Consider the following 17,739-nt stretch of genomic DNA (forward strand, 5'->3'; position numbering starts at 1 on the left):
CGTTCCCCCGATCTGCTGCACGCCCAATCCCCACGCCACCCGCACCCCACACCCGCACTGCGCGCCCGACCCTGGCACGCCGCGTGGCGTCACGGCCTCCGGGCGGAGGAGGACCGCGGCCGCTCGGTGACCGCGTCCGCCATCGACGGCCACACTCCGGCGATGACGAGAAGCGTCGCCAGAGTGCCCTGTTCGAGACCTGGCAGCGGGCAGGGGGCGGCAGCCGGGGCGGCACCGCCGAGCTTGCCCCGTCGGGCCTCGCCGAGTGCGCCGGCGAGCGCGGCTGCCGCAAGGCGGTCGCTTCCGATGCCCGCGTCCTGAGCGCGTTCGCTCGCTTCCTCGTACGCGCCCGACGGGGTGTACCGCTGTAGCTCCAGGATCGCGTCGTACGTCTCGATGGTTTGCCGATGGGCCTGCAACGCGAGCGGTCCACGGGAGCGGAGCACCTGCCGGATCCGGGTCTTTTGCGGCTGGACGAGGACCACTTGAGGTACGGCGCCGGTCAGGTCGTGCCACATAGGCCAGAGCACCCAGAGGATTCGAAGGGACTCCACGGCCCGGGCCAGCGTGAAGGCGGTGGGCACCAGCAGGGAGGCCGCGCGGAAGAAGCCGTGGACGCTGATGACGACGGACAGGCCGGCCATTCCGCCCGGTGCGGGAACGTAGTGGTGGATGAGATAGCCGGACCAGAAGACGATGGCGAGGCAGCTGCCCATCGCGAACAGCCGCAGGGACCAGACCAGTTCGCGGTCGTTCGAACGCCGGTCGTACTTCCGGCAGACAGCGGCGGCGGCGATGTCACCGGCCAGATGAGAGACGACGAGGATCAGCACGTACGGGGTCGAGGGAGCCGCTGGTCTCTGGACGGACGGTGCGTCTGCGGGGGCCCCTTCGGACAGTCCGAGCAGCAACAGCGACCCCATCGCCGCCGCCATCCCCACCATCACGGCGAGGTGCGGGCCGTGGCCGTGAGTGGAGTCGATGACGAAGAGGAGGACGAGTCCGGCGCTCAGGACGCCTATCAGGTTCCGGGCCAGGACGATCGTCCGGGTGTCGCCTCCCAGGTCCGTCGCCAGGGCGACGATCGCGGGCTGGAAGAGGGAGGTGGCCACGGCCGTGGCCAGGACGGTGAGCCAGAGTCCCCGTTGGCAGCGCAGGCAAAGTGCCGGCCGTGCACGCCAGACAAGGGCGGCCCACAGAGTCAGGATGCTCCACAGACCGAGTTGGTCCGCGATGTCAATCGGCTCCATCGACCGGCACTCCCAGGAACGCGCCGAGTCGTCCCAGCCGACCGTCCGGGCGTTCGGGCTTTCTGACGCTCCTCAACAGGCTGGCTATCCTCGGCCTCCTGTTCCTCGGCGGTCGTATAATTCGTCGCGGGAACGGGGGCTTCGGGATCCGGGGCCCTCACAGCCTCCGCGTCGCCAGCGTCAGCCGGTCGCGCGCGTCGAAGAGGGCGTCCTTGACCAGCTGCTCGTGGGCCGGGGTCAGCCGGGCCACCGGGACGGAGCAACTGATGGCGTCGCGGGCCGGCGTGCGGTAGGGGATCGCCACACCGAAGCAGCGCAGGCCCAGCGTGTTCTCCTCGCGGTCGACGGCGAAGCCCTGATCGCGGACCTGGCGGAGCTCCTCGATGAGGTGCTCGCGGTCGGTGATGGTGTGCTCGGTCAGCGCCGGGAGGGTCTCCGGGAGCATCTTGCGGACCTGCTCGTCGGTGTGGGTCGCCAGGAGCGCCTTGCCGAGCGAGGTGGAGTGGGCGGGCAGTCGCCGGCCGACCCGGGTGAAGGGGCGCAGATAGTGCTGGGACTGGCGGGTGGCGAGGTAGACGACGTTCGTGCCGTCGAGACGGGCCAGGTGGATGGTCTCGGTGGTGTCGTCCGAGAGCCGGTCGAGCGTGGGCCGGGCCAGGGCGACCACTTCGTCACCGTCGATGTACGACGTACCGACGAGGAGGGCCCGTACGCCGATGCCGTACCGCGTGCCCGTCGCGTCCGTCTCGACCCAGCCCAGCTCCACGAGGGTGCGCAGCAGCATGTAGAGGCTGGACTTGGGGTAACCGACGGCCTCCTGGACCGCGGCGAGGGAGTGCATACCAGGGCGGCCGGCGAAGTATTCCAGCAGCTCAACCGTCCGCACCGCGGATTTGACCTGCGCCCCGCCCCCCGTCTCGCCAGCCGACATCGCCCTTGACCCCTTCGTTCGACGGGAAATAGTCTCCGACAGCATATTCATCATCACGGACGGTGTTCAGCATATCGAACGCCGCTGATGCAAGCACTTGAAGGGACCCGCGGTGGCAGCAGCACCAGTCTGGAGTGTCGACCCCCGTACCGGGAAGCAGCGTGAGCAGGTTGCGGTGGAGGCCACAGCCAAGGAGGTGGACGCCGCCGTCCGTGCGGCGCACGCCGCCCGGGGTGCCCTCGCCGACCGCACGGTCCGCGCGGCCTTCCTGCGCACCGCCGCCGACCAGCTCCAAGCGGCCAAGGACCAGCTCGTCGAGGTCGCCGACGCGGAGACCGCGCTCGGCCCGGTCCGGCTCACCGGCGAGCTCGCCCGCACCTGCTACCAGCTGCGGGCCTTCGCCGACATCGTCGACGAGGGCGCCTTCCTCGACGTGGTGATCAACCACCCCGACGACACCGCCACCCCGCCCATCCCCGACCTGCGCCGCTACAAGGTCCCGCTGGGCGTCGTCGCCGTCTACTCGGCCTCCAACTTCCCCTTCGCCTTCTCCGTCCCCGGCGGCGACACGGCGAGCGCGCTGGCCGCCGGGTGCCCGGTGGTCGTCAAGGCCCACCCCGACCACCCGGCCCTGTCCGAGCTGGTCGCGATCGTGCTGCGCCGCGCCGCCGCCGAGCACGGCATCCCCGAGGGCGTCCTCGGCCTCGTCCACGGCTTCGAGGCGGGCGTCGAGCTGGTCAAGCACCCGCTCGTCACGGCCGCCGGGTTCACCGGTTCCGTACGCGGCGGCCGGGCCCTCTTCGACGCGGCCGCCGCGCGGCCGGTGCCGATCCCGTTCCACGGCGAGCTGGGCTCGCTGAACCCGGTCCTCATCACGGAGGCCGCGGCCGCCGAGCGTGCCGAGGCGATCGGTGCGGGGCTGGCGGGCTCCATGACCCTGGGTGTCGGCCAGTTCTGCGTGAAGCCCGGCCTGGTGCTCGCGCCGACCGGCCCGGCGGGCGACCAGCTGGTGAAGTCCCTGACCGACGCGGTCAGCGCCGTCGACGCCGGGGTCCTGCTCGACCACCGGATGCGGGACAACTTCGTCGCCGGTGTCGCCGAGCGCGCGGAGCTTCCCGACGTGGAGTCGCCGGTGACGGCCGGCGCGGGCGGCGAGCACACCGTCAGCCCCGGATTCCTCACCGTCCCCGCCGGCAAGCTGGCGGCCGAGGGCGAGCACGACCTGCTCCTCGAGGAGTGCTTCGGGCCGCTCACGGTCGTGGCGCGCTACGAGGACGAGGACGAGGCGAAGTCCGTGCTGTCCCGCCTGCAGGGCAACCTCACGGCCACGGTGCACCTGTCCGGTGAGGAGGCCGCCGGGGAGGGGCGCGGGCCGGAGCTGCTGGCCGAGCTGACGCCGCTGGCCGGGCGTGTGCTGGTCAATGGGTGGCCGACCGGTGTCGCTGTGGCTCCGGCCCAGCACCACGGTGGGCCGTACCCGGCGACGACTTCCACGTCCACGTCTGTGGGCGGTACGGCCATCGAGCGGTGGCTGCGGCCGGTCGCTTACCAGGGGGCGCCGGAGGCGCTGCTGCCGCCGGAGCTTCGGGACGGCAACCCGTTGGGGCTGCCGCGCAGGTTCAACGGCCGTCTGGAGCGGTAGCGCCGTAGGGGTGCGGTGATCTGCGGGCTGCGGGTAGGTCGTGGCTGATCGCGCAGTTCCCCGCGCCCCTAAAAGCCTGCTGCCATCGGCCGGGAGCTGTAAGAATCCCCCCATGGACCTCGAACTTCCCGAACTCCCGTTCCCTCTCCGCACGTACGGCCCTGACGGGCACTGGTCCTACGAGGACGGTGTGCTCACCGGGTGGGCCGGTGCTCGGCAGGATCGGTTTGTGGCGCCCACCGATGAGGCGTTGGATCCTCCTTCGGACGCGCCCAGGCTGTTGGGGGCGCCGGAGGGGGATTTTCAGCTGATAGCCCGGGTCACGGTGGGCTTCGCCGCCGGGTTCGACGCGGGGGTGCTGTATGTGCATGTGGGGGAGCGGGCCTGGGCGAAGCTCTGTCTGGAGTATTCGCCGGATGTGCCGACCGTGTGCACGGTGGTCACCCGGGGGCACTCCGACGATGCCAACTCCTTCACCGTGGAGGGAAGTTCGGTGTGGCTGCGGGTCAGCCGGACCGGGCGGGCGTTCGCCTTCCACGCCTCGCGAGACGGCAAGCAGTGGACCTTCGTCCGGCTCTTCACACTCGCGGGCGAGAAGGAGAGCGGCGCCGCCCTCGTTGGCTTCATGACACAGTCCCCGATGGGCGAGGGCTGCGTGGTCACGTACGAAGAGATCGAGTTCCGCCCGAACTGGCCGGAGGACCTGCGCAACGGCAGTTGAGCGCCCCGTCAGGGGCGCGGGGAACTGCGCGACAAGCCCCCACTCACCCGCAGCCGAAGAACGCACCCCTCGGGGTCGAAGGGGCAGCGCCCCTGGGATGGGACGGGTAGGGGCGGCGGGGGCGAAAGACTCCGTGGAACCACGCTGCCCCCGGTCACGTCCTCCCCCGCATGATCAAGGATCGTGTGAACCGAGTGACCGGCGCGCGTGTGATCAGGACCGCGCTCCCCGCCGAGGCGCAGGACATCACCGCACTGCACGCCCGCGCCCGCGCGACGTACTACCCCGACGGTGTTCCCGACGACGGCACGGACTGGCTCGCCGGCTGGCGGCGGGCCATCGAACGCCCGGACGGCCATGTGCTCTGCGCGGTGGAGCACGGCCGGATCGTCGGCATCGCCTCGTTCCGTACGGCGGAGGGGGCACCCGCCGACACCGTGTACCTCGCCCAGTTCCATGTCGACCCCGACCGGTGGCGCCGGGGCGCCGGCCGCGCCCTGCACTCCGCCTGTGTGGAGGAGTGGCTGGCCGACGGCAAGCGCACGGCCCACCTCTCCGTCCATGTGGACAACGACCGGGCCCGCGCGTTCTACGCCCGCCTGGGGTGGGTTCCGGACCCGGAGAATCCGCCGGCTCCGGGCGACCACCATCTGCTCCTCGTCTACCGGGTGACCGGGGAATGAGCCCGGCTGCTTGAACGTTCACCCATCAAGGAAGCGGAGAGCATCTCCGTAACTAGGGCGTGTTGCGAAAGTCCCGTCGTCCGCCCGGAGGGCGGGCCGAGCGGCGTCATGGGGGTCCCCCCGCTCGAGCGAAGCCGAGAGTGGGGGAGAAGCCGAGAGTGGGGGAGCGTGCCAGGCGTCGGGCGGCAGGCGGGACTTTCGCAACACGCCCTAGTGACCCATAGACCCATACCCGTACGACCGAAGAGAGCTGACACCATGCGCGTCGAGATCTGGAGCGACATCGCCTGCCCCTGGTGCTACGTGGGGAAGGCCCGCTTTGAGAAGGCGCTCGCGGCCTTCCCGCACCGTGACGGCGTCGAGGTGGTGCACCGCTCCTTCGAGCTCGACCCGGGACGCGCCAAGGACGACATCCAGCCGGTGCTCACCATGCTGAGCAAGAAGTACGGGATGAGCGAGGCCCAGGCCCAGGCCGGCGAGTACAACCTCCGCGAGCAGGCCGCCGCCGAGGGGCTCGACTACCGTGCGGAGGGCCGTGACCACGGCAGCACCTTCGACATGCACCGGCTGCTCCACTTCGCCAAGGAGCAGGGCCGGCAGAGCGAGCTGCTCCAGCTCTTCTACCGGGCGAACTTCGCCGAGGAGCGGTCCGTGTACGCCGGCGCCGACGAGTTCCTGATCGAGCTGGCCGTCGAGGCGGGGCTGGACGGGGAGGCGGCGCGCAAGGTTCTCGCCGACCCTTCCGCGTACGCCGATGCCGTCCGCGCGGATGAGCGGCAGGCCGCGGAGCTGGGTGCGAACGGGGTGCCGTTCTTCGTTCTGGACCGCAAGTACGGGGTTTCCGGGGCTCAGCCCGCGGAGGTCTTTGAGCGGGCGCTGGTCCAGGCGTGGGGAGAGAGGCCGCCGTTGACTGTTGTCCAGGGGGACGGTGCCGAGGTTTGTGGCCCCGATGGCTGTGCCGTACCGCAGCAGGGCTGAGAGCCGTCCCGTAGCCCCAGCTCCCAGGCGATGTATAAGCATCGCTTGGGAAAACCACGTAAAACATCTCAATGGACGGGGAGGACTCCGGGCCCCACAGTGGTTCCATGGAGACCTTCGAGAGCCTCGTCAGTACCGAGTTCGCCCCGAAGAACACCTATCTGAACACCGCGAGCACCGGGCTGTTGCCGGCCCGCGCGGTGGACGCGATGAAGGCCGCTGTCGAGTCCGTCGCGGACGGGCGGCCGCAGGACATGTTCGCTGATGTGGAGGCCGCGCGGGCGGCCTTCGCGCGGATCGTCGGGGTGCCGGACCGCCGGGTCGCGGCCGGGGCCTCCGTCGCCGTCTACACCGGGCTGATCGCCGCCTCGTTGCCTTCGGGCGCCGAGGTGGTCACGGCCGAGGGGGACTTCACCTCGGTCGTGACTCCCTTCCATGTGCGTGGTGACCTCAAGGTGCGGCAGGTGCCGCTGGAGCGGGTCGCCGAGGCGGTGCGGCCTGGTACCACGCTCGTCGCCGTCAGCGTCGCGCAGTCCGCGGACGGCCGGGTCGCGGACCTGGAGGCGATCCGGGAGGCCGCGCGGGCGCACGGGGCGCGTACGTACGTCGACGCGTCCCAGTCCGCCGGGTGGCTGCCGATCGAGGCGGACGCGTACGACTACGTCGTCTCTGTCGGCTTCAAGTGGCTCGTCTGCCCGCGCGGCGTGGCCTTCCTGGTCGTTCCGGAGGACCTCGGCGGACTGACCCCGGTCTTCGCCGGGTGGGTCGCCGGGGAGCGCCCCTGGGACAGCTGCTACGGCCCGGTCGAGGAACTCGCCCACTCCGCCCGCCGGTTCGACGAGAGTCCGAGCCTGTTCTCGTACGCCGGAGCCCGGCGGTCCCTCGCGCTGATCGAGGAGTTGGGCGTGGCGAACGTCCGGGATCACGATCTCGTGCTGGCCGACCGTTTCCGCGCGGGCCTCGCCGGACTGGGGCACGCGCCGGTGCCGGCGCCCGACTCGGCCATCGTGTCCGTCCCCGGACTCGGCCACCGGCAGGCCGAACTGAGCCGTGCGGGGGTCGAGGTCTCCGACCGCGCGGGCCATCTGCGGGCCGCGTTCCACCTGTACAACACGCCTGCGGACGTGGACCGGATCCTGGACGTCCTGTCCGCCTGACGACCGGCCGACGTCCGGCTGACACCAGACGGACTTCCCTGCCGAACCCGGCTGGACTCCCGTGACCCACTGGCGCGGACCGCGCGGGGACGCTAGGAAGGCTTCACGAGGTGGTGGTGCCGGTGGAGCCGACGCTCGAACAGCCGTCCATCGATGCGGAGTTGCATCGGCGGCTGGTGTACGGGGACGAGTCCGCGTTGCGTGAGGCGTACGCGACGTACGGGGGACTCGTCCGGCGGGTGGCCGTCCGGGTCACCCACAGCACGGCGTCGGCCGAGGACGTGGCGCAGGAGGTCTTCGCGCAGCTGTGGAGCAGGCCGTACGGCTTCGACCCGCGCCGGGGCTCGCTGCGCACCTGGCTGTCCATGCTCGCCCACCGGCGGGCCGTGGACTGGGTACGCAGCGAGGCCCGGCACCGCAAGGACGCCCGTGCGGACGACTCGGCGCTCGCCGCCATCCCCGACACCGGACCCGGCCCGGACGAGGCGGTCGTCGACCGCGAGCGCTCCCTCCTGCTGCACACCGCCCTGGCCGAACTCCCGCGCACCCAGCGGGAGGTGGTCCACCTCGCCTACTTCGCGGGCCGCACCTACCGCCAGGCCGCCGTGGAACTGGGCATACCCGAGGGCACCGCGAAGACCCGGCTGCGCTCGGCCCTGCGCAAACTGGCGGAGTCCCTCGCGGATCCACCCGACCCGGCGCCTGTGAGGGGCGCGTGATGGGGGCGTGCGGGATGTACCCGGACATACGGGCCGTGCGTATCGTGGGACCGGCAGGGCGAAAGGGCGGCGCGCGATGACCAACGACCACGACGGCGTACGGGAGCTGCTGGCCGCCTGGGCGGTCGGCGCGCTTCCACCCGGCGACGACCGGACGGTCCCGCTGCACCTGGCCGGGTGCGAGAGCTGCGCGACGGAGGCCGAGCGGCTCCGGCACACTGTACGACTGCTGGACGGAGGGCCGTCGGATGGCCGACCGCCGGCGAGTGCCTTGAACGGGAGCGCCGACGGCGCCCTGGCCATGGCTCTCCGCTCCCGCGGCCCCCGCACGCCCGGGGTCGCCCCGCACGCGGCGCCGTACGCCGCCGCCGTGGCCGGACTCCAGGCGCTGATACCGGAGTTGGACGGCCGCTGGGGTACGCCGGTCGTGCACGACTGGGACGCGCACGCCACCGTCGCGCACCTCATCGCGGCCGACGAACACCTCGCCGTGGCACTCGGCGTCGCATCGCGTCTGCCGGCCTCGCACATCCCCGACGGGACCTCCGCGGGCGACGCCTGGGACCGGCGCACAGCCGACGTCATCGCCCACGAGCACACGCGCACGCCCGAGGAGACCGTCGCCACCTGGGCCGCGCAGGCCGCCGCACTGCTGGCCACACCCGAGGCCCGGGACACCGAACTCGCCGCGCGCGCCATCACCGTGATGGACCTGCGGCTCCCCATCGCCGACCACTTCGTGATCCGCGCCTTCGAGGCCTGGATCCACACCGACGACATCGGCCGCGCCCTGGGCCTCCCCGTGCCGCCACCGCCCGACGAGCACCTGGACCAACTGGTCCGCCTCGCCGTCCGCATCCTCGGCCTGGCCCTGCACGACGCGCCCCCGGTCCTCTTCGAGGTCACCGGCCCGACCGACAGCAGCTGGGTCCTCGGCTCCGGGGACGACCCCGTCATCGCCGAACTGACCCTGGACCCGGTCGACTTCTGCCTCCTGGTCGGCGGCCGCTACGCCCCGGCTGAGGTACCGAGGGGCGAGACGGGCGACGCGGGGGCAGTGCGGAACGTACTGCGGACGGCGGCTGCGCTGTCGTGGCTGTGAGGCCGTGAGCACAAGACAGGGCCGGGCGGTCTCTCAGGGAGCAGAGACCGCCCGGCCCGGTCGCACTGGACACGAGGTCACCTCACCGGAGTGAAGTCCCTCGCCTCGATGCTGCGTTCTCCGGGGGCGACCCCCGGACCCCCGGCCGTGCTCGGCTCACGGGACGGGAGTGAAGTCCCTCGCCTCGATGCTGCGTTCTCCGGGGGCGACCCCCGGACCCCCGGCCGTGCTCGGCTCACGGGACGGGAGTGAAGTCCCTCGCCTCGATGCTGCGTTCTCCGGGGGCGACCCCCGGACCCCCGGCCGTGCTCGACTCACGGGACAGGAGTGAAATCCCTCGCCCCGATGAACGTCGGTCGCCGTACCGGCGCCGCGAACGGCTCGACCGCCGCGTTCTCCACGCTGTTGAACACGATGAAGACGTTGCTCCGGGGGAAGGGCGTGATGTTGTCGCCGGAGCCGTGCATGCAGTTGCAGTCGAACCAGGTCGCCGAACCGGCCTTGCCCGTGAAGAGCTTGATGCCGTACTCGGTCGCCATGGCGGTGAGGGCCTCGTCCGACGGGGTGCCCGCGTCCTGCATCTGGAGAGACTTCTTGTAGTTGTCCTTCGGCGTCGCCCCGGCACAGCCGAGGAACGTCCGGTGCGACCCCGGCATGATCATGAGGCCGCCGTTGGTGTCGTAGTTCTCGGTCAGGGCGATCGAGACGGACACCGTGCGCATGTTCGGCAGGCCGTCCTCGGCGTGCCAGGTCTCGAAGTCCGAGTGCCAGTAGAAGCCGGACGCGCCGAAGCCCGGCTTCACGTTGATCCGCGACTGGTGGACGTACACGTCCGAGCCGAGGATCTGCCTGGCCCGCCCGACGACCCGCTCGTCGCGCACCAGCCGTGCGAACAGCTCACTGATCCGGTGCACCTCGAAGACCGACCGGATCTCCTTGGACTTCGGCTCGATGATCGAGCGCTCGTCGGCCCGGATCGCCGGATCGGTGATGATCCGATCCAACTCCTGCCGGTAGACGGCGACTTCGTCCGGGGTGATGAGCTCCTCGACGGCGAGGAAGCCATCGCGCTCGTACGCCTGGAGGTCGGTGAGGGAGGCCGGGCCGGGCGTGCCGGGGGCTCCCCAGACGACCGGGTCCTGACGGGGGACCGTCACCTCGGAGGCGCCGCGGCTGGGGTACAGGTCGGTGATCGTGGTCATGGTGGTCAGCCCTCCTCGGTGAGCAGTGGGTAGACGCCGTTCTCGTCGTGGTCCTCCCGGCCGGTCACGGGCGGGTTGAACACGCAGACGCAGCGGAAGTCCTCCTTGACCCGCAGCGTGTGCCGCTCGTGCCCGTCGAGGAGGTACATGGTCCCGGGCGTGATCGTGTACTTCCGCCCGGTCTCGTCGTCGGTGAGCTCAGCCTCGCCCTCGACGCAGACGACGGCCTCGATGTGGTTCGCGTACCACATCGACGTCTCCGTGCCGGCGTAGAGGATCGTCTCGTGCAGGGAGAAGCCCACCTTCTCCTTGGCGAGGACGATGCGTTTGCTCTCCCAGGTGCCGGACGCCGATTTCACGTGCCGGTCGGTGCCTTCGATGTCCTTGAACGAACGGACGATCACGGTGGGTTCAAGCCTCCTTCTGTAGCCTTCTCGGACTTCTCAGCCCTCTCGGACTTCTCAGCCTTCTCGGACGGTTTCGCGGACGGCGCGGGCCAGCGTGCGCAGGCCCTCGTCCAGTTCGTCGGGGGTGATGGTGAGGGCGGGCAGCAGTTTGACGACCTCGCCCTCCGGGCCGGACGTCTCGATCAGCAGCCCGAGTGCGAAGGCCCGCCGAGCCACCCGCTCCGCGCGCGCCTTGTCGTGGAACTCGATGCCCCACACCAGCCCGCGCCCCCGGTACTCCTTCACCTCGGCGAGGTTCTCCTCGGTGATCGAGATCAGCGCCTGCTCGATCTGCTCACCGCGCGCCCGGGTCTGCTTCTCCATGGCGGAGCCGTCCGACCAGTACGTCTCCAGCGCGGCGGTGGCGGTGACGAAGGCCGGGTTGTTGCCGCGGAACGTGCCGTTGTGCTCGCCCGGCTCCCAGATGTCCAGCTCGGGCTTGAACAGGCACAGCGACATGGGCAGCCCGTACCCGCTGATGGACTTGGAGACGGTGACGATGTCGGGGGTGATGCCCGCCTCCTCGAACGAGAAGAAGGCCCCCGTACGCCCGCAGCCCATCTGGATGTCGTCGACGATCAGCAGCATGTCCTGGCGCTCGCACAGGTCGGCGAGCGCGCGCAGCCACTCCGGGCGGGCGACGTTGATGCCGCCCTCGCCCTGGACGGTCTCCACGATCACGGCGGCCGGCTTGTTGAGCCCGGAGCCCTGGTCCTCCAGGAGCCGCTCGAACCACAGGAAGTCCTCGACCGTGCCGTCGAAGTAGTTGTCGAACGGCATGGGCGTGCCGTGCACGAGCGGGATACCGGCCCCGGCCCGCTTGAAGGCGTTGCCGGTGACGGCGAGGGACCCGAGGGACATGCCGTGGAAGGCGTTGGTGAAGGAGACGATCGCCTCCCGCCCCTTCACCTTCCGGGCCAGCTTCAGCGCGGACTCGACCGCGTTGGTGCCGGTCGGCCCCGGGAACATGACCTTGTACGGCAGATCGCGCGGCCGCAGCACCAGGTTCTGGAACGACTCCAGGAAGGCCCGCTTGGCGGTCGTCGACATGTCGAGCCCGTGGGTGACGCCGTCCCGCTCCAGATAGTCGATGAGGGCGCGTTTGAGTACGGGGTTGTTGTGGCCGTAGTTGAGTGAACCGGCGCCGGCGAAGAAGTCCAGATACGTGTGGCCGTCCTCGTCGTACATACGGCTGCCGTGCGCGCGGTCGAAGACGGTGGGCCAGCCGCGGCAGTAGCTGCGCACCTCGGACTCCAGGGTCTCGAAGACGCTCAGGTCCGGCTGGGTGATGGTCACGGTCGATCGCTCCTCGATGCGTGGGGGGGTGAGAGCTCTTCGGGGGTCAGATTCCGCGGGGTTTGGACTCCGCGGGTTCAGACGGCGAGCGGGCCGATGCGGTGGAGGACCTCCGGCTGGTGGGAGCCGTCCGGGAAGTCCCCCGCCTCGAACAGGACGGTGCGCTCGATGCCCGCGCCGTGCCGTTCGGCGTACGCGGCGAACAGGCGCTCGGACGCGGTGTTGCCCGGCGTGATGGTGGTCTCGACGGTCGTCAGGGTCTGTTGGCGGGCGACCCGGGCGGTGAGCCCGTCCAGCAGCGCGGCGGCGAGTCCGCGCCCCCGGTGCGCCTCGTCGACGGCCACCTGCCACACGAGGAGGGTGTCCGGCCGCTCCGGCCGCACGTACCCGGTCACGAACCCCACCGGTTCCCCCGACTCGTCCCGCGCCACCGCCGAGGTGGCGGCGAAGTCCCGGCACCACAGCAGATAGCTGTACGAGGAGTTCAGATCGAGGGTCCCGGAGTCCCCGGCGATACGCCACAGCGCCGCGCCGTCCGTAACGTCCGGGCGGTCGATCCGAATCCCCTCCGGGATTTTCAGTTCTGCTTGTGCGGCTTCTGCTTGTGCGGCAGTCATGTGGATTGAATTTACCGAGGGGAAATTCGAATCGCATTGCTGCGGGGGGTTACGCATGGGCTGCCCGTGTGCTATCAGGCGGGCGCGAGCGAGCGCGCGAGAAGGCGGTCATGATGTGTGCATTTGCCCGGAAAATACCGCACAAAAAGGGCGCGATGTGGAGTCGGTCACATGTGTGCAACCCTCACGAGATCTGCTCGAATTGTGTCCGATCCACGCCCATCTGTGTTCGCGAAATCTTTGCGTTTAGGAGAGGGAAGAACGGGCAGGAGAATGCGGGGCCCTGTTTTGATTAATCCGCTGGAATTCCAGTTGGAAAGCCTCGCCGAGAAGTCGGGGAAACCGGAGGAATGCGAGGGAGTGGTCAGAACCCGGTGACCCCGTCGATGCGCTCGCGCACGATGTCGGCATGGCCGTTGTGCCGGGCGTACTCCTCGATCATGTGGACAAGGATCCACCGGAGGCTGACCGCCAGCCCGCCCATCATCTGGCCGTCCGGGATCCGCCCGAGCGAGTCGAGAGCGCGTCCCGCCACCGTCGCGCGACTGCGGGCGACCTCCCGCCGCCAGATGTAGAGCGCCTCGTCGAGCCCGCGTTCGGGGGACAGCCGGTAACCCGTGCCCTCCTCGTACACCAGGGGAGCGTCCACGCCCGCGAACACCCGCTGGAACCAGTTCCGTTCGACCTCCGTCAGATGCTGTACGAGCCCCAGCAGCGTGAGTTCCGACGGCTCCGCCGACGCCGTCCGCGCCTGCGCGTCATCCAGCCCCGCACACTTCAACTCCAAAGTGGCCCGATGGAACTCCAGCCAACTCTCCAGCATGGGGCCCTCGTCGCCGGTCATCAGGGGAATGGGTCGGCCGTCGGGGAGAGTGGCGGGTACGGGTACGGGTGCCGACTCGGGGGTGGTCCCGGTGCTCCTGGGCTCGGTCATGGCATCGGTGGGCTCGGAAGTGGTCATGAGCCCACCCTCACACGCGCCCCCGGCCTCTACCCCCAGGTCTCCGAAGCCGCCCGGCGAGCCCCGTCCGGGTCGACCGTCAGCCCCGCCTCGGCCATCGCCGCCCCCAGCCCGGCCAGGCTGCCGTGCACCGCCTCGGGGGAGGCGTCCGGGCCGTAGTGGTTGACCCGGACCATCTCCTTGGCGAGGGCGCCGCCGCCCGCGGCCAGCGGCCGTGCGGGGTCCACGGCCAGCGCCCTGGCGACCAGTTCGGAGGCGTCGACCCCGGCGGGCACCCGGAGGGTCGTGGCGACGGGCGCCGCGTCCCGCGCCTCGTACACATACGGCTCCAGGCCGCCGCCCAGCGCTAGCGCACCCGCCCGGGTCGCGGCGGCGGCGGATGCGTGCCGGGACATGACCGTGTCCGGTCCGGCCGCCTCGATGCGCTCCAGGCAGGCCTCCAGGGCGAGCATCTCCAACTGGGCGGGCGCGTGGAGCAGTGCACGCCGGCCGCCGTCGATCCAGCGCTCCTTCCAGTCGAGGAGCGAGAGGTACGACCGCCGCGGGGCCCGCGGGTTCGCGGCCATCCGGGCCCACGCCCGCTCGCTCACGGAGATCGCCGACACCCCGGCCGGCCCGCCCATGGCCTTCTGCGCGCCGATGACGCACAGGTCGACACCCCAGGCGTCGGGCAGCACCGGCTCGGCGCCGACGGAGGCGACGGCGTCGAGGTAGAACAGGGCGCCGTGCTCGCGTACGACCTCGCCGATCTCCGCGACGGGGTTGTGAACAGGTGGTGATTGACGGCAGTTGAGTGTGTTCTGGCGCGTATGAGTGAGTCTCCGGGCGTGGCAGGCGCACATCCCCCCGGGTGGGGAACGGGAGTTCTTGTGTCGAATGTGTGACCTTTGCCGGTGGTGGTCGTTGGGTGTGGTGACGGATTTCTGCGACACCGGCTGGGGGGTGGAAGAGATGGCGTCCTGCGTGAGGGCTGAACGTCCTGCGTGAGGACTGGGCGTCCTGCGCGAGGACTGGGCGTCCTGCGCGAGGGCTGAGCTCCCGGCGTTACTCCTCGCCGTCCTTGTTGTTCTTCTTCTCCCTGTTCGCCCGCTTCTCGTCCTCCTGCCGCTTCAACTCCTCCTCGCGGCGACGGAGATCGGCCTCCCAGCTCTTGAGGAGGGACTCGTCCTTCTTGTTGTCCTCGGCGAGGGACTTCAGGAACTCGGGGTTGTCGTCCGGGGCCACGTACTCGAGGCGGTGGTGGCGGTGCCACTCGGAGGGGGTGCGGCCGTTCGCGGGGGCGTGGCGCATCTTGCCCGCCGCCAGCCAGGCGATCGGGCCGACGATCCAGAAGAGCAGGATGATGAAGACCCAGGCGATCTTGGGAAGGTGCTTCGCCTCGTCCTCGGGGGTGTTGAGGCAGTCGATGAACGCGTAGATCGTCAGCGCCAACGGCACGAGGTACATCAACACCCTGAGCATGAACGGCCCCCCTGGAAGCGGTGACGGCGGTGCGGGAGCCGTACATGTCGGCCCTGCACCCATGATGACGGGACCGCGCGCCGGGGCCCCGTGACGGGGTCAGGGTAGCCCCTCGGGGATACTTGACCCCATGGCTTACGACGATCTTCGCTCCCTGCTCCGCGCACTGGAGCGCGAGGGCGATCTCAAGCGCATCAAGGCCGAGGTCGACCCGTATCTGGAAGTCGGGGAGATCGTCGACCGGGTGAACAAGGCCGGAGGTCCGGCGCTGCTCTTCGAGAACGTGAAGGGCTCCTCGATGCCCCTCGCGATGAACGTCTTCGGCACCGACCGCCGCCTGCTGAAGGCGCTCGGCCTGAAGTCGTACGAGGAGATCAGCGGCAAGATCGGCGGCCTGCTCAAGCCCGAGCTGCCGCACGGGTTCGTGGGGGTGCGCGAGGCCTTCGGGAAGCTCGGCGCGATGGCCCATGTCCCGCCGAAGAAGGTGAAATCCGACAACGCGCCGGTTCAGGAGGTCGTCCTGCTCGGCGACGACGTGGACCTGGAGCGGCTCCCGGCGCTGTTCACCTGGCCCAAGGATGGCGGCTCCTTCTTCAATCTGGGCCTCACCCACACCAAGCACCCCGAGACCGGCGTACGCAACCTCGGCCTCTACCGCCTCCAGCGCCACGACAAGCGCACCATCGGCATGCACTGGCAGATCCACAAGGACAGCCGCAACCACTACCAGGTGGCGGCGAAGCGCGGCGAGCGCCTGCCGGTCGCGATCGCCTTCGGCTGCCCGCCCGCCGTGACGTACGCCTCGACCGCGCCGCTCCCCGGTGACATCGACGAGTACCTGTTCGCCGGGTTCGTCGCGGGCAAGCGGATCGAGATGGTCGACTGCAAGACGGTGCCGTTGCAGGTGCCGGCGAACGCGGAGGTCGTCATCGAGGGCTGGCTGGAGCCCGGCGAGATGCTCCCCGAGGGCCCGTTCGGCGACCACACCGGCTTCTACACACCGCAGGAACCGTTCCCCGCGCTGAAGATCGACTGCGTGACGATGCGGAAGCGGCCGCTGCTGCAGTCGATCGTGGTCGGCCGCCCGCCGACGGAGGACGGGCCGTTGGGCAGGGCGACGGAGCGTTTCTTCCTCCCCCTGTTGAAGATCATCGTCCCGGACATCGTGGACTACCACCTCCCCGAGGCGGGCGGCTTCCACAACTGCGCGATCGTCTCGATCGAGAAGAAGTACCCGAAGCACGCGCAGAAGGTCATGCACGCCATCTGGGGCGCCCACATGATGTCGCTGACCAAGCTGATCGTGGTCGTCGACGCCGACTGCGACGTCCATGACCTCCACGAGGTCGCCTGGCGTGCCCTCGGCAACACGGACTACGCCCGCGACCTCACGGTGGTCGAGGGCCCGGTGGACCATCTGGACCACGCCTCGTACCAGCAGTTCTGGGGTGGCAAGGCGGGGATCGACGCGACGAAGAAGTGGATCGAGGAGGGGTACACGAGGGACGGGGGCTGGCCGGACATGGTGGAGTCCGACCCGGATACGGCCGAACGGGTGACAAGGCGCTGGAAGGAATACGGGCTGTGAGGAAGCGAGAGATGATCGAGGCTGGGCGCCCCGGCGTAAGTTGTCCCCGCCACTGCGGGGGTTGTCCGGAGTACGGGCTGTGAGCAGCGCGTCGGCCGCGATCCCTCAGCCGGGGCGCACCAAGGCCTTCCTCCGCCTGGTGATGATCGAGCACTCGATCTTCGCGCTGCCCTTCGCGTACATCGCCTCGCTGACCGCGATGTTCCAGCTGGACGGGAACATCCACTGGGGCCGTCTGCTCCTGGTCACCATCTGCATGGTGGGCCTGCGCACCTTCGCGATGGCCGTCAACCGGATCATCGACCGCGAGATCGACGCCCGTAACCCGCGTACGGCGCACCGCGAGTTGGTGACGGGAGCGATGTCCGTCCGCCACGCCTGGACGGGCGCCCTGATCGCGGTCGTCATCTTCCTCGGCTCGGCGGCCCTGCTGAATCCCCTGTGCCTGGCCCTGGCCCCCATCGCCGTGATCCCGATGGTGGTCTACCCCTACGGCAAACGCTTCACGAACTACCCCCAGGCGATCCTCGGCCTCGCCCAGGCCATGGGTCCGGTGGGCGGCTGGCTGGCGATCACGGGTTCCTGGTCCTGGGACGCGGTCATCCTCGGCCTGGCGGTGGGCATCTGGATCGGCGGCTTCGACCTGATCTACGCCTGCCAGGACGTCGACTCCGATCGCGAGACCGGTGTCCTCTCGGTCCCGGCCCGCTTCGGTATTCCGGCGGCGGTGTGGGCGGCGCGGGTGTGCCACGTCCTGACGACGGGTCTGTTCATCTGGTACGCGGTGGTGACGGACGCGGGTGCCTTCCTCTGGTTCGGTCTGGCGATCGTGGCGGGCGCCTTCGTCTACGAGCACACGATCGTGCGGCCACATGACCTGTCCCGCCTGAACCGTGCGTTCTTCAGTGTCAACGGGTTCATCGGGATTGCCCTGTTCGTGTGCGCGCTGCTTGATTTGTTGGTTCGTGGCCTGACCCTCTGAATA

The 17,739-nt window shown here is 70.0% G+C and carries 17 protein-coding genes and 1 pseudogene; 9 read left to right on the forward strand and 9 right to left on the reverse strand.

The window, feature by feature from the left end; all coding sequences use genetic code 11:
* Positions 1-89: 89 nt before the first annotated feature.
* Together CES90_RS23680 and CES90_RS23685 are read right to left on the reverse strand one after the other, a co-directional pair.
* Positions 90-1,250 carry a DUF6545 domain-containing protein gene (locus CES90_RS23680; RefSeq protein ID WP_189783709.1) on the reverse strand — a complete coding sequence of 387 codons (1,161 nt, stop codon included), beginning with the start codon at positions 1,248-1,250 and terminating at the stop codon, positions 90-92.
* Between the two features lie 157 nt (positions 1,251-1,407).
* Positions 1,408-2,181 (reverse strand): IclR family transcriptional regulator, encoded by a 774-nt coding sequence (locus tag CES90_RS23685; RefSeq protein ID WP_189783710.1) that lies wholly within the window; start codon positions 2,179-2,181, stop codon positions 1,408-1,410.
* Positions 2,182-2,293: 112 nt separating this feature from the next.
* Between CES90_RS23685 and CES90_RS23690 the strand changes: the two genes are divergently transcribed.
* From CES90_RS23690 to CES90_RS23720, 7 genes are all read left to right on the forward strand, one after another.
* On the forward strand, positions 2,294-3,823 hold the full coding sequence (locus tag CES90_RS23690; RefSeq protein ID WP_189783711.1) for an aldehyde dehydrogenase (NADP(+)): 1,530 nt from the start codon (positions 2,294-2,296) through the stop codon (positions 3,821-3,823).
* Positions 3,824-3,935: 112 nt separating this feature from the next.
* Positions 3,936-4,544: a DUF1349 domain-containing protein gene (locus tag CES90_RS23695; protein ID WP_189783712.1), complete on the forward strand. Its 609-nt coding sequence runs from the start codon at positions 3,936-3,938 to the stop codon at positions 4,542-4,544.
* 170 nt (positions 4,545-4,714) lie between these two features.
* Positions 4,715-5,227: a GNAT family N-acetyltransferase gene (locus CES90_RS23700; RefSeq protein ID WP_189783713.1), complete on the forward strand. Its 513-nt coding sequence runs from the start codon at positions 4,715-4,717 to the stop codon at positions 5,225-5,227.
* 258 nt (positions 5,228-5,485) lie between these two features.
* On the forward strand, positions 5,486-6,205 hold the full coding sequence (locus CES90_RS23705; protein ID WP_189783714.1) for a DsbA family oxidoreductase: 720 nt from the start codon (positions 5,486-5,488) through the stop codon (positions 6,203-6,205).
* Between the two features lie 107 nt (positions 6,206-6,312).
* Complete coding sequence (locus CES90_RS23710) at positions 6,313-7,362, forward strand: aminotransferase class V-fold PLP-dependent enzyme (RefSeq protein WP_229913906.1); 1,050 nt, start codon at positions 6,313-6,315, stop codon at positions 7,360-7,362.
* Positions 7,363-7,472: 110 nt separating this feature from the next.
* Positions 7,473-8,081: an RNA polymerase sigma factor gene (locus CES90_RS23715; protein ID WP_189783716.1), complete on the forward strand. Its 609-nt coding sequence runs from the start codon at positions 7,473-7,475 to the stop codon at positions 8,079-8,081.
* Positions 8,082-8,157: 76 nt separating this feature from the next.
* Positions 8,158-9,183 carry a maleylpyruvate isomerase family mycothiol-dependent enzyme gene (locus CES90_RS23720; RefSeq protein ID WP_189783717.1) on the forward strand — a complete coding sequence of 342 codons (1,026 nt, stop codon included), beginning with the start codon at positions 8,158-8,160 and terminating at the stop codon, positions 9,181-9,183.
* 314 nt (positions 9,184-9,497) lie between these two features.
* Here CES90_RS23720 and thpD read toward each other — a convergent pair whose 3' ends face one another.
* The 7 genes and pseudogenes from thpD to CES90_RS23755 all read right to left on the reverse strand — a co-directional run bounded on the left by thpD (position 9,498) and on the right by CES90_RS23755 (position 15,166).
* Positions 9,498-10,385 carry an ectoine hydroxylase gene (gene thpD, locus CES90_RS23725; protein ID WP_189783718.1) on the reverse strand — a complete coding sequence of 296 codons (888 nt, stop codon included), beginning with the start codon at positions 10,383-10,385 and terminating at the stop codon, positions 9,498-9,500.
* A gap of 5 nt (positions 10,386-10,390) precedes the next feature.
* Entirely contained in the window at positions 10,391-10,789 is a 399-nt protein-coding gene (locus tag CES90_RS23730) for an ectoine synthase (protein WP_189783719.1), read from the reverse strand.
* 57 nt (positions 10,790-10,846) lie between these two features.
* Positions 10,847-12,127 (reverse strand): diaminobutyrate--2-oxoglutarate transaminase, encoded by a 1,281-nt coding sequence (gene ectB, locus CES90_RS23735; RefSeq protein WP_189783720.1) that lies wholly within the window; start codon positions 12,125-12,127, stop codon positions 10,847-10,849.
* A 77-nt stretch (positions 12,128-12,204) separates the two neighbouring features.
* Positions 12,205-12,744 carry a diaminobutyrate acetyltransferase gene (ectA, locus tag CES90_RS23740; RefSeq protein ID WP_189783721.1) on the reverse strand — a complete coding sequence of 180 codons (540 nt, stop codon included), beginning with the start codon at positions 12,742-12,744 and terminating at the stop codon, positions 12,205-12,207.
* A 364-nt stretch (positions 12,745-13,108) separates the two neighbouring features.
* A complete protein-coding gene (locus CES90_RS23745; protein ID WP_229913911.1) occupies positions 13,109-13,678 on the reverse strand; it encodes a DinB family protein in 570 nt (189 codons plus the stop codon).
* Positions 13,679-13,734: 56 nt separating this feature from the next.
* A pseudogene (locus CES90_RS23750) lies at positions 13,735-14,469 on the reverse strand (aminotransferase class V-fold PLP-dependent enzyme); the annotation flags it as partial.
* Between the two features lie 280 nt (positions 14,470-14,749).
* The gene (locus CES90_RS23755; protein WP_189783287.1) at positions 14,750-15,166 is read right to left on the reverse strand and encodes a PLD nuclease N-terminal domain-containing protein; all 417 of its coding nucleotides are present in this window, start codon (positions 15,164-15,166) and stop codon (positions 14,750-14,752) included.
* A 130-nt stretch (positions 15,167-15,296) separates the two neighbouring features.
* Here CES90_RS23755 and CES90_RS23760 point away from each other — a divergent pair, with 130 nt between their 5' ends.
* Together CES90_RS23760 and mqnP are read left to right on the forward strand one after the other, a co-directional pair.
* Positions 15,297-16,754 (forward strand): menaquinone biosynthesis decarboxylase, encoded by a 1,458-nt coding sequence (locus tag CES90_RS23760; protein ID WP_189783286.1) that lies wholly within the window; start codon positions 15,297-15,299, stop codon positions 16,752-16,754.
* Between the two features lie 79 nt (positions 16,755-16,833).
* The gene (gene mqnP / locus CES90_RS23765; protein WP_189783285.1) at positions 16,834-17,736 is read left to right on the forward strand and encodes a menaquinone biosynthesis prenyltransferase MqnP; all 903 of its coding nucleotides are present in this window, start codon (positions 16,834-16,836) and stop codon (positions 17,734-17,736) included.
* The last annotated feature ends 3 nt before the right edge of the window (positions 17,737-17,739 follow it).

The organism is Streptomyces capitiformicae (genome assembly GCF_002214185.1).
In the GTDB taxonomy this organism is placed as follows: Bacteria; Actinomycetota; Actinomycetes; order Streptomycetales; family Streptomycetaceae; genus Streptomyces; species Streptomyces capitiformicae.